Annotated in this window: 10 protein-coding genes; 4 read left to right on the forward strand and 6 right to left on the reverse strand. The window is 70.9% G+C overall.

Translation table 11 applies throughout. The features are described 5' to 3' along the window. Nucleotides 1-414: 414 nt before the first annotated feature. From ABH941_RS15885 to ABH941_RS15895, 3 genes are all read right to left on the reverse strand, one after another. Nucleotides 415-1,392: an acyl-ACP desaturase gene (locus ABH941_RS15885; RefSeq protein ID WP_370129817.1), complete on the reverse strand. Its 978-nt coding sequence runs from the start codon at nt 1,390-1,392 to the stop codon at nt 415-417. Nucleotides 1,393-1,574: 182 nt separating this feature from the next. Beyond that, nucleotides 1,575-2,831, reverse strand: a complete 1,257-nt coding sequence (locus ABH941_RS15890; protein ID WP_370129818.1) for a sensor histidine kinase — start codon at nt 2,829-2,831, stop codon at nt 1,575-1,577. A 3-nt stretch (nt 2,832-2,834) separates the two neighbouring features. Next, nucleotides 2,835-3,488 (reverse strand): response regulator transcription factor, encoded by a 654-nt coding sequence (locus tag ABH941_RS15895; protein ID WP_134000007.1) that lies wholly within the window; start codon nt 3,486-3,488, stop codon nt 2,835-2,837. Between the two features lie 379 nt (nt 3,489-3,867). On the opposite strand from ABH941_RS15895, the gene ABH941_RS15900 reads away from it, so the two are divergent. Further along, nucleotides 3,868-4,050, forward strand: a complete 183-nt coding sequence (locus ABH941_RS15900; protein WP_134000010.1) for a hypothetical protein — start codon at nt 3,868-3,870, stop codon at nt 4,048-4,050. A 223-nt stretch (nt 4,051-4,273) separates the two neighbouring features. Here the strand turns inward: ABH941_RS15900 and ABH941_RS15905 are convergent, their stop codons facing one another. Then, nucleotides 4,274-5,089, reverse strand: a complete 816-nt coding sequence (locus ABH941_RS15905; protein WP_370129820.1) for an inositol monophosphatase family protein — start codon at nt 5,087-5,089, stop codon at nt 4,274-4,276. Nucleotides 5,090-5,095: 6 nt separating this feature from the next. Beyond that, nucleotides 5,096-6,241: a ferrochelatase gene (locus ABH941_RS15910; RefSeq protein ID WP_370129821.1), complete on the reverse strand. Its 1,146-nt coding sequence runs from the start codon at nt 6,239-6,241 to the stop codon at nt 5,096-5,098. Between the two features lie 106 nt (nt 6,242-6,347). Between ABH941_RS15910 and ABH941_RS15915 the strand changes: the two genes are divergently transcribed. Beyond that, nucleotides 6,348-7,580, forward strand: a complete 1,233-nt coding sequence (locus tag ABH941_RS15915) for an MFS transporter (RefSeq protein WP_370129840.1) — start codon at nt 6,348-6,350, stop codon at nt 7,578-7,580. Next, a complete protein-coding gene (locus tag ABH941_RS15920) occupies nt 7,546-8,898 on the forward strand; it encodes a D-arabinono-1,4-lactone oxidase (protein WP_370129822.1) in 1,353 nt (450 codons plus the stop codon). Before ABH941_RS15915 ends, ABH941_RS15920 begins: the two co-directional genes overlap by 35 nt. A gap of 3 nt (nt 8,899-8,901) precedes the next feature. Here the strand turns inward: ABH941_RS15920 and ABH941_RS15925 are convergent, their stop codons facing one another. Then, nucleotides 8,902-9,705, reverse strand: coding sequence for a hypothetical protein (locus tag ABH941_RS15925; protein WP_370129823.1), 804 nt, complete (start codon nt 9,703-9,705; stop codon nt 8,902-8,904). Nucleotides 9,706-10,226: 521 nt separating this feature from the next. On the opposite strand from ABH941_RS15925, the gene sepH reads away from it, so the two are divergent. Then, nucleotides 10,227-11,300, forward strand: a complete 1,074-nt coding sequence (sepH, locus tag ABH941_RS15930; protein ID WP_370129824.1) for a septation protein SepH — start codon at nt 10,227-10,229, stop codon at nt 11,298-11,300. The last annotated feature ends 130 nt before the right edge of the window (nt 11,301-11,430 follow it).

The following is an 11,430-nucleotide window of genomic DNA, read 5'->3' on the forward strand; positions in this document are numbered from 1 at the left end:
CGCGGGCCCCCTTTGGGTGTCTGCGGGTATCTCCAGCGCAGGTAACGCGCGGGAAGCCGGACTTGTGCCCGACCCGAGGGCGAGATTTTGCCTTACTTCAAGGCCCGTTACTCAATCGACACCCGACTCGCCCCCCAAAGAGGTGATCCGAGGGGTGTTCGCGCATACCGGACGACCGGGCCTGCATGCCGTCCCATTGAGCACTTACCGTGATCATGACCAGCGGAAACCTTGGCGGAGCAGCGGACTCGCGCACACGCTGCGTCACCGGAACCGGATCCGTGACGGAGAGCGATCGGCCGGAACCCGTCGCCGAATGGCTTGAATTGTGATGTTCATCACAGTTCTGAAAAGTCCGGACTTACCCGTAAAACCCACCCCGTCGAAGGGCCCGTCTCCCGCCGCCCGGCGGTGCTAGCCGCGCTTCTCCGCGGCGGCGGCGCGACGGGCCAGCAGGGCCGCGCGGCGCTCGTCGAAGCGGCTGGCCATGCCGTCCAGGCCGTCCAGGTAGATCCCCAGCTCCTGCTGGGCCGTCTGGCCCTCGGGGCCCAGCCCGGAGACCTCCATGACCTTGAGGTGGCGCAGCACCGGCTGCAGCACGTCGTCGTGGTGGATCCGCAGGTTGTAGATCCCGCCGATGGCCATCTGCGCGGCCGCCCGCTCGAAGCCGGGCATCCCGTGGCCGGGCATCCGGAAGCCGGTCACCACGTCGGCGACGGCCCGCATGGCCTGGTCCGGGGCGATCTCCAGGGCGGCCTTCAGCAGGTTGCGGTAGAAGACCATGTGCAGGTTCTCGTCCGTGGCGATCCGGGCCAGCATCCGGTCGCAGACCGGGTCGCCGGAGTTGTGGCCGGTGTTGCGGTGCGAGATCCGGGTGGCCAGCTCCTGGAAGGCGACATAGGCCACCGAGTGCAGCATCGAGTGGTTGTTGTCGGACTCGAAGCCCTCGGCCATGTGCGTCATCCGGGCCCGCTCCAGCGCCACCGGGTCGACCGCGCGGGTGGTGAGCAGGTAGTCGCGCATCACGATGGCGTGCCGACCCTCCTCGGCCGTCCACTGGTGCACCCAGGTGCCCCAGGCGCCGTCACGGCCGAACATGGTGGCGATCTCATGGTGGTAGCTGGGCAGGTTGTCCTCGGTGAGCAGGTTGACCACCAGCGAGATCCGGCCGATCTCGGTGACCGGCGACTGGTCCACGGCCCAGGCCTCGCCGCCCATGATCCCGTCGAAGTCGCGGCCCAGGCTCCACGGCACGTACTCGTGCGGCATCCACTCCTTGGCGACGCCGAGGTGGCGGTTGAGCTCGCGCTCGACCACCTCCTCCAGGGCGTGGAGCAGCTGGGCGTCGCTCCACGTGGCGGAGCCGGCGGGGCGGGTGGGGGCGATGGTCACGGCATCCAACTCTCGGTACGGCATACACCTACGCCTCCGTAGGTTACGCCACCGTAGGTTGAGTTGGCGCCCGATGGCAAGGGGGGTCCGCGAGGTGTGAGCCGCGTAAGGAAAAGCCCCGCCGACCTGGAGAAAGATCGGCGGGACCGGGCGTACGGCCCGCTGCGGCCCTGGCGGCGGCGTCAGCTCCCGGGGATGCGAACCCGCATCAGCAGGCCGCCATCGGGGCGCGCAGACGCCTCGATGGTGCCTCCGTGGGCGCGGACCACCGAGCGGACGATGCTGAGGCCCAGACCCACACCCTTGTCGCTGCGGGTCCGTTCCTTGCCCTTCACCCGCCGGAACGGCTCGAAGATGTGCTCCAGCTCATATCCGGGGACCACCGGACCGGTGTTGGTGACCACGATCTCGCCGGCCCCCTCGGAGGTGCCCACCGACACCTCGACCCAGCCGTCCTCCGGCCGGTTGTAGCGCACCGCGTTCTGGATCAGGTTGAGCACGATCCGCTCCAGCAGCACCCCGTTGCCCGGCACCACCACCGGCTCCACGACGCTGGTCAGCCGTACTCCGCGGGTCTTGGCCTCGGCCCTGGTCTGCTCCAGCGCCTGCCGGGCCACCTCGGCCAGGTCCACCGGACGGCGCTCGATCAGCTCGTTGTCACTGCGGGCCAGCAGCAACAGCCCCTCGACCAGCTGCTCGCTGCGCTCGTTGGTGGCGAGCAGGGTCTTGCCGAGCTGCTGCAGGTCGGGTGAGGCCTGCGGGTCGGAGAGCTGGACCTCCAGCAGGGTGCGGTTGATCGCCAGCGGGGTGCGCAGCTCGTGCGAGGCGTTGGCGACGAACTTGCGCTGCGACTCGAACGAGCGGTCGAGGCGCTCCAGCATCTCGTCGAAGGTGTCCGCGAGCTCCTTGAGCTCGTCGTCCGGGCCGTCCAGCTCGATCCTGCGGTGCATGTCCGAACTGGCGACCTGGCGGGCGGTCCGGGTGATCCGGCCGAGCGGGCGCAGCACCCGGCCCGCCATGGCGTAGCCGAAGACCACGGCCAGGATCAGCAGCGCTATCAGGGCGCTTATCGACTTGAGGATCAGGGTGTGCAGCGCGCTGCTCGTGTGCTGGTGCTGGTAGGCGGCTATGTAGGGACCCAGCCGGTCGCCGGAGATGCTGCTCCCGTCCGGAAGCGTCACTGTGACGCCCTGACCCGTGGTGATCGTGGGGATCTGGGTGGCCATGCTGAACGCCTGGTCGACGAACAGGTACATCACCAGCACCAGGACCAGCCCCGCCAGCAGGAACATCCCGCCGTAGAACATGGTCAGCCGGATCCGCAGGGTGGGGCGGAACGGCAGCAGCGAGGGCTCCGGCTCCAGGGCGGGCCAGCGGGCCGGGACTCCCGGCGGGGGCGGAGCCGGGGTGGCGGCAGGGGTGGGGGCGGGCTCGGTCATGGCTCAGATCCGGTAGCCGGAACCGGGCACGGTGATGATCACCGCGGGCTCGCCGAGCTTGCGGCGCAGCGTCATCACGGTGACCCGGACCACGTTGGTGAACGGGTCGGTGTGCTCGTCCCAGGCCTTCTCCAGCAGCTGTTCGGCCGAGACGACGGCGCCGTTGGAACGCATCAGCACCTCCAGCACCGCGAACTCCTTGGGCGCCAGGGCCACCGGCTTGCCGTCCCTGAGCACCTCGCGACGGCCCGGGTCGAGGCTGATCCCCTCCCGCTCCAGGATCGGCGGCAGCGGGGTGGTGGCGCGCCGGCCCAGGGCGCGTACCCGGGCGACGAGTTCACTGAAGGCGAACGGCTTGGGCAGGTAGTCGTCCGCGCCCAGCTCCAGTCCCTCGACCCGGTCGCTGATGTCGCCGGCGGCGGTCAGCATCAGCACCCGGGTCGGCTGACCCTCCTCGACGATCTTCCTGAGCACGTCGTCGCCGTGCACCAGCGGCAGGTCGCGGTCGAGAACGACCACGTCGTAGTCGTTCACCGCAACCCGGTCCAGGGCCGCCTGGCCGTCGTAGACCACGTCCACGGCCATGGCCTCCCGCCGGAGGCCGGTGGCGACGGCATCGGCGAGCAACTGCTCGTCCTCGACCACAAGAACCCGCAACGCAGTGGTCCCTTCAAAGAGCACATCCGTGCGACGCCCCTGCTGGGGCACCGCTCACAACGCTCCATCCTGCCTGCTGCGGCGGTAAAGCAGCGGTAAGCGGGCCCTGAACCGGACCGGCGGACCCCCTCGCGGAGGAATGCACAGGAATCGGAGCCACCCGCTCCAGGGGTGGCAGAGCACCCGGGAAGATCGCCGAAAAAGGCCGGTAATTGCCAGGATCGGCGAGGTTTCCCGGAGTTCGGGCGGGGGGAGGACGGTCTGTACACCCGCGATCACGCTCGCACCGCAACGCGAGCTCGCACCCGCCCGTCCGTGCGACCTTCCGCACCGGGCTTCGCCCGGGGTCGCCCGAACAAGAGCAAGGGGGTCTTGCCTCATGGACGCCTTCACCGCCGGCATCCTTCAGCGCATAAGGAACGCCGAGATGGACCTGCACCTCGCCCAGGAGTCGGGGGACGACTTCCTGGCCGAGGTCGAGCAGTCCGAACTCGACGACCTGCACCGGCTCGCCGCGGAGCACGGCATCTCGGTGTCGCGGCCCGAAGCGCACGCCGCCTGACGCTGCGCTCTGCCCTCCCACCCGCCCACCACCCACCCTCGCCCCTAGACCTCAGCGACGCCCCGGACAGCAGCACCAGTCCGGGGCGTTTTGGTGTTCTAACGGGTGCGGCACCTGCATGGTTGGTCGCGCAGTTCCTCGCGCCCCTGGGGGCTGCAACTGACTCTCAGCGGTTCAGTTGCAGCCCCCCAGGGGCGCGAGGAACTGCGCGACAAGCCATGCACTAGTCGTGCCAGGCGCCGAGTTCCTCCAACAGCTGCTGCAACGGCTCGAAGAGGCCGAACGGGGCCGCCACGGTGAGCTCCGTGGAGGCGGGATCGCCCGGACGGCCGCCGGTCAGCGCGCCCGCCTCGGTGGCGATCAGCACCCCCGCCGCATGGTCCCAGGGGTTGAGGCCGCGCTCGAAGTAGCCGTCCAGCCGGCCCGCAGCGACGTCGCACAGGTCGATCGCCGCGGAGCCGGCCCGCCGGATGTCACGCAGCCTCGGCACCAGCTCGCGAACCACGTCGGCCTGCCGGACCCGCCGCTCGCGCAGATAGCCGAAGCCGGTGCCGACCAGCGCCTGACCCATCTCCGGGGCCTTGCCGCAGTGCAGTTGACGGCCGTTCAGAAAGGCTCCGGCGCCCTGGACCGCCTGCACGGTCTCGCGGCGCGGCGGCACCTCGACCACGCCGACCAGGGTCTGTCCGTCCAGTTCGGCGGCGATGCTCACCGACCAGGCGGGGAGGCCGTAGAGGTAGTTCACCGTCCCGTCCAGCGGGTCGATCACCCAGCGGACGCCGGTGCTGCCGGCCCGGGAGGCGCCCTCCTCGCCGAGCAGGCCGTCCTCGGGGCGGCGGGCCGTGATCAGCTCGGTGATCAGCTTCTCGGCGGCGAGGTCCATCTCGGTGACGACGTCGACCGAGCTGGACTTGGTGGCGGCAACGCCCAGGTCGTCCGGGCGGCCGTCGCGCAGCAGGGCCCCGGCCCGGCTCGCGGCCTCCAGAGCGAGGTCGAGCAGTTCTGCCTTGAGGTCCTTGAGGTCCTTGAGGTCATCCATGGTCAGTCAGTCCTTCCAGTCGGCACCGGCCGCAGCCGGAAGGGCATTGCGGAACGCCGGGCAGCAGTCCGCAGGGCATACGTCATGGCTCGCGCCCAGCGCGCCGAGTGCGCAGCGCGCCGGGCGCTCACCGCGCGCGCTCGCGGCGCGTTCCAGCACGAGGTCGCGCACGGCGGCGGCGAAGCGGGGGTCGGCACCGACCGTACGGGCCCGGGAGACCGGCAGCCCGAGCTCGGCGGCCTTCTCGGCGGCCTGGGTGTCGAGGTCGTAGACGACCTCCATGTGGTCCGAGACGAAGCCGATCGGCACCAGTACCGCGGCGGGGGCGCCGGCGCCGTGCAGCGCCTCCAGGTGGTCGCAGACGTCCGGCTCCAGCCAGGGGGTCTGCGGGGAGCCGCTGCGGCTCTGGTAGACCAGCTCCCACTCCCGCTCGGCCACCCCGGTCTCCTTGGCCACCGCCTCGGCCACCAGCCGGGCCGTCTCCAGATGTTGAGCGACGTACGCCCCGCCGGGAGTTCCCCGCGCCGGATCGTCCGGGGCGCCCGAGGTGTCCGCCAGCGCGTTGGGGATCGAGTGGGTGGTGAACGCCAGCCGCGCGCCGTCGCGCACGCCCTCCGGGAGCTCCGCCAGCGCGGCCAGGGTGTTGTCGATCATCGGCTGGACGAAGCCCGGGTGGTTGTAGAAGGTGCGCAGCTTGTCCAGCCGCAGTTCGGCCGCGCCCGGCGCGCCCTCCTCGCGCAGCTGCGTCAGCGCCGCGGCCAGGTTCTCCCGGTACTGGCGGCAGCCCGAGTAGTTGGCGTAGGCGCTGGTCGCCAGCACCAGCACCCGGCGCCGGCCGTCCGCGGCCAGCTCGCGCAGGGTGTCCACCAGGTAGGGGGACCAGTTCCGGTTGCCCCAGTAGACGGGCAGGTCGAGCCCCTGGTCGGCCAGGTCGGTGCGCAGCGCCTGCAGCAGTTCGCGATTCTGCGCGTTGATCGGGCTGACCCCGCCGAAGAGGAAGTAGTGCTGCCCGACCTCCGCGAGCCGCTCGCGCGGGATGCCGCGGCCCCGGGTCACGTTCTCCAGGAACGGCACCACGTCCTCGGGGCCTTCAGGACCCCCGAAGGAGAGCAGCAACAGGGCGTCATAAGGACTGGTACGCGCATCGGACATGGGTCCGATCCTGCCACTAGAGGGTCGGTGGTTATTCGATTGACCACCCCCGTAAGCTGTGTAAGGTCGCCATAACCCTTACCGGGTCTTCGGAAAGTTGAGCACCGTGCTGTCCACCTACCGCCGGATCTTCGACGCCCCCGGGAGCCTGGCCTTCTCCGCCGCAGGCTTCGTCTCCCGGATGCCGCTGTCGATGACCGGCATCGGCATCGTCACCATGCTCTCCAGCCTGCGCGGTGACTACGGTCTGGCCGGTGCGGTCTCGGCGACGCTGGCGCTGTCGGCCGCGGCGCTCGGACCGCAGGTGTCGCGGCTGGTGGACCGGTACGGACAGGCCCGGGTGATCCTCCCGGCCACCGGGGTCACCCTCGCCGCGATGGGGGTGCTGCTGCTCTGCGCCCGCTTCGACGCACCGGCCTGGACCCTGTTCGCGGCGGCCGTCCCGGCCGGCTGCATGCCGAGCATGGGCTCGCTGGTCCGGGCCCGCTGGGCGCTGCTCTACCGGGGCTCGCCGAATCTGCACACGGCCTACGCCTTCGAGTCGGTGGTCGACGAGATCGTCTTCATCATCGGCCCGATCCTCTCGGTCGGGCTCTGCACGGCGGTCTTCCCCGAGGCCGGCCCGCTGGTCGCGACGGTGCTGCTGGCGACCGGCGTGCTGCTGTTCTCGGTCCAGCGCGGGACCGAGCCGCCGCTGCACCCGGTCTCCGTCCAGCGGTCCGGCTCGGCGCTGCGCACCCCGGGGCTGTGGGTGCTGGTGCTGACCTTCGTCGGAGTGGGAACGATCTTCGGCTCGGTGGACGTGGTCACCGTGGCCTTCGCCGACCATCTGCACCACAAGGCGCTCTCCAGCGTGGTGCTGTCGGTCTACGCCCTCGGCTCCTGCCTGGCCGGCGTGGTCTTCGGCGCGCTGAAGCTGCACGGGCCCTTGTCCAGGAGGTTCCTGCTGGGGATCCTCACCATGGCGGTGAGTATGCTGCCCCTCCTATTCGTGAAGAACCTCGTGGCCCTGGCGGCGGCACTGTTCGTCGCCGGGCTGTCCATCTCCCCCACCATGGTCACCACCATGGGGCTGGTGGAACGGATCGTCCCCGCCTCCAAGCTCACCGAGGGGATGACCTGGACCACCACGGGCCTCGCCGTCGGCGTCGCGCTCGGCTCCTCGGCGGCCGGGTGGGTGGTGGACGGCGCGGGCGCGGCAGCCGGTTACTGGGTGACCGTCACCGCCGGCGGCATCGCCGCCGCCACGGCGTTCCTCGGGTCACGCCGGCTCAGATCGGCACCGGAACAGCAGGAGCTCGCACATGTCGACGACCAGCGGCAGCACCAACCCGGGTAGCCCGGCCGCCACCAGCGCTGCCCCGGCGCCCTGGCGCAACTGGGCCGGCAACCAGACCGCGCAGCCGAGCCGCACGGTCGCCCCCGCCTCGGTGGAGGAACTGGCCGCCGCCGTACGCGGCGCGGCGGAGGACGGACTACCGGTGAAGGCCGTCGGCAGCGCCCACTCCTTCACCGCCATAGCCGCCACCGACGGCGTCCTGGTCCGCCCGGAGAGGCTGACCGCGATCAGGGAGATCGACCACAAGGGCGGCACCGTCACCGTCGAGTCGGGCCTGCCGCTGGAGAAGCTCAACCTCCTGCTGGAGCACGCCGGCCTCGCCCTGACCAACATGGGCGACATCATGGTGCAGACCGTCGCCGGGGCCACCAGCACCGGCACCCACGGCACCGGGCGCGCCTCCGGCTCGCTGGCGGCCCAGATCAAGGCGCTGGAGATCGTCCTCGCCGACGGGACGGTGACCCGGTGCTCCCCCACCGAGAACCCGGAGCTGTTCTCGGGCGCCCGGCTCGGGCTGGGCGCGCTGGGCGTGGTCAGCGCCATCACCTTCGGGGTGGAGCCGGCGTTCCGGCTCACCGCCTTCGAGCAGCCGATGTCCTTCGACGAGGTCACCGGGCGCTTCGACGAGCTGGTGGCCGAGAACGAGCACTTCGAGTTCTACTGGTTCCCGCACACCGAGGGCTGCTCCACCAAGCGCAACAACCGCAGCGAGGGGCCCGCGGCACCGCTGTCGCCGTTCAGGAAGTGGCTGGACGACGAGTTCGTCTCCAACACCGTCTGGGAGGGCGCCTGCCGGGTCGGCCGACGCTTCCCCGGCACCATCCCGGGCATCGCGAAGATCGCCAGCAAGGCCTGGTCCGAGCGCACCTACACGGACGTCTCCTACAAGGTGTTCACCAGCCCGCGCCGGGTGCGCTTCGTGGAGATGGAGTACGCGGTGCCGCGCGAGGCCGCGACGACCGTGCTGCGCGAGCTGAAGGCGCTGGTCGACCGCTCGGGCTGGAGGATCAGCTTCCCGGTCGAGGTGCGGGTCGCCCCCGCCGACGACCTGTGGATGTCGACGGCGAACGGCCGCGACACCGCGTACATCGCGGTCCACCTCTACCGCGGGACGGTCGACCCCGGGTACTTCACCGAGGTCGAGAAGATCATGACGACACACCAGGGGCGCCCGCACTGGGGCAAGCTGCACACCCGCGACGCCGAGTACCTGGCCGGGGTGTACCCGCACTTCACCGAGTTCACCGCGCTGCGGGACAAGGTCGACCCCGAGCGCCGCTTCGGCAACGACTACCTGCGCCGGGTGCTCGGCGCCTGAGGGCTACGGCGTCGCGGTGGAGGACGCCGTGGCGCCGGAGCCGGCCGCCGGGGCGGCGGTACCGCTGGTACCTGCCGACGGCGTGGCCGAGGCAGAGGGGGCGGTGCTCGCACTCGCCGAGGCCGACGGGCTCGGCGTGCCGGCGGCAGCGGAGCTGCTGGGGGTGCTGCTGGGCGCGGCGGAGGAGCCTGCAGATCCGGTACTGCCGCTGGACGGCGTCGCCGATCCCGAGACGCCCCGGTTCGAGGTCGGCGAGGAGCTCTGGCTCACCACGCCGTCCGAGGACCCGGAACCGCTGCTGCTACTCCCGCCCCAGACGGTCGTGCCCACGGTCTGCCCGGTGGCGAACTCCGTGATCGCGATCGGGGTCATCGCCAGCACGAACACCAGGCTGCTCACCAGGGTGTAGAACTTCCAGGTCCGCTTTCGCGCCGGTTTCCGGCCCTTGTAGACGGTGACCGACTCGTTCTCGGGCGGCGGGGCGATCTGCGCCATCATCCGGGTGTGCTCGCCGCCGGGGTCGAACGGGTCGAACGGTGCGGTCTTGGTGAGAGCGTCCATGCCGAACGCCGCCTCCGCGTCGGCCCTGCGCGCCGCCGTCCACTCCTCCGGCGTCCGTCCGGCTTCGACCACCGCGGGCACCCGGCTGCGGATCTCCTCGCCGGTGCGGTGGAAGACATGCTGGAAGAGCGCGCTGCCGCAGGTGGCGCCGATGCTGACCACGGCAGCGCCGATGATCGTCCCGGCCACGCCCAGGCTGGACGCCAGGATCGCGGCCCCGACGGCGGCCAGCGCGCTGGCCGCCACCTGAATGAGGCTCAGATCCAGGGACTTTCGTCCCTTGGTCCCCTGCTTTTGGTCCGGCCTTTGGTCCTGCTCCTGCATTACGCCCCTTTTATGCGCCTTCCTCCGACCTGTACACGGTACGACCGTTCGAAGACACGAACAGGTTCCAGCCAGTGCGAAGGTGTGAAGATGATCACCGTCCGCCACTCGGTCGACCGCCATCGGAGTGGCGACCCTTGAGAATCCCGTGATTCAGGGGAGACTTGGGCAGCGAGCCGCGACACCCGGGACTCACGAATGGAGTAGTGTTCGTGACACCCGACTGCGGGTCACCTCGGCGTGCCGTTCTTGGAATCGATCCTGTCGGGATCAACTCCGGGGGCGGAGGCGGCTTCCGGAGACATTCCGGAGCCAGAGGCTGGGAAAGATTACCGTGCCATACCGGTGAGTCGCGGATAGGGGCCGACGCACCGGGTAACTCTGCAATGTTGTGGTCGGCCGCCCGTCGGCAGGTCACACTCGTTACGGGAGCAGCGACGCAGGTGACGTCGGCAGGCACCACCCGGGAGGTAACCGTGCCCGAACTGCGTGTCGTAGCCGTCAGCAATGACGGCTCACGACTGGTGCTCAAGGCCGCCGACTCGACGGAATACTTCCTTCCGATTGACGAGCGGCTGCGCGCCGCTGTGCGCGGTGACCGCCCGCGGCTGGGCCAGATCGACGTCGAGAGCCACCTCCGTCCGCGCGACATCCAGGCCCGGATAAGGGCAGGGGCCAGCGCCGAGGAGGTCGCCCAGCTCGCCGGTATCTCGGTGGAGCGGGTCCGTCGCTTCGAGGGTCCGGTCCTGGCCGAGCGCGCCTTCATGGCCGAGCGCGCCCGCAAGACCTCGGTACGCCGCCAGGGCGAGAGCACCGGACCCCAGCTCGGTGACGCGGTCGCCGAGCGGCTGCTGCTGCGCGGGGCCGAGAAGGACAGCGACAGCTGGGACTCCTGGCGCCGTGAGGACAACACCTGGGAGATCGTCCTGGTCTTCCGGGTCGGCGGCCAGCCGCAGCAGGCCCGCTGGACCTACGACCCGCCGCGCCGACTGGTGCAGCCGCTGGACGACGAGGCCCGCTCGCTGATCGGCGAGAGCCCGCAGCGGGTCGAGGAGGAGCCGACCTTCCCGTTCAAGCCCAGGATCGCCCGTCTCCCCGGGGCCGACCGCGGTATGGGCATGCGCCCGATGGCGCCCGAGCGGCCGCCGATGCGGGCGCCGGAACGTCCGGAGCGGCCTCCGGTCCCGGTGGAGGCGCCGCAGGCGCCGGCGCCGGCCGTGGCGGAGGCCCGGGACTCGCTGACCAGCCTGCTGGATGTGGCCACGCCGCAGCCGGCACCGCTGGCCGCGGAGCCGGTGGAACCGGCGGCGGAGCAGGCCGAGCCGGCCGCGGCCGCCGGCGCGGGGGCCGCGTATGCGGACATCCTGATGCCGCGGGCGGCGGCGCCGCACCGTGACCGACTGATCGGAAGCACGGACCGCCAGGCCGAGGCGGACGGCGTTCGCCCTGGTCGGCGGGCTGCGGTGCCGAGTTGGGACGAGATCGTCTTCGGCACCCGGCGCAAGAAACAGGACTGACGGGCTTTTGGTTTTCAGGGGCGCGGGGAACTGCGCTGCCAACCATGCACCTTCGTAGCGGGTTGGTCGCGCAGTTGCCCCCCCCCCCCAAAAGAACGACCCCCCCGGCCCGACGGAGCGGCGGGTGCCC

The organism is Streptacidiphilus sp. EB103A (assembly GCF_041261405.1).
Taxonomy (GTDB): Bacteria; Actinomycetota; Actinomycetes; order Streptomycetales; family Streptomycetaceae; genus Streptacidiphilus.

Excerpts from the sequence above, each read along its gene's own strand:
- ABH941_RS15910 (WP_370129821.1), bottom strand. The coding sequence starts at position 6,241 with ATGTCCGATGCGCGTACCAGTCCTTATGACGCCCTGTTGCTGCTCTCC.
- ABH941_RS15900 (WP_134000010.1), top strand. The coding sequence starts at position 3,868 with ATGGACGCCTTCACCGCCGGCATCCTTCAGCGCATAAGGAACGCCGAG.
- ABH941_RS15905 (WP_370129820.1), bottom strand. The coding sequence starts at position 5,089 with ATGGATGACCTCAAGGACCTCAAGGACCTCAAGGCAGAACTGCTCGAC.
- ABH941_RS15890 (WP_370129818.1), bottom strand. The coding sequence starts at position 2,831 with ATGACCGAGCCCGCCCCCACCCCTGCCGCCACCCCGGCTCCGCCCCCG.
- ABH941_RS15920 (WP_370129822.1), top strand. The coding sequence starts at position 7,546 with ATGTCGACGACCAGCGGCAGCACCAACCCGGGTAGCCCGGCCGCCACC.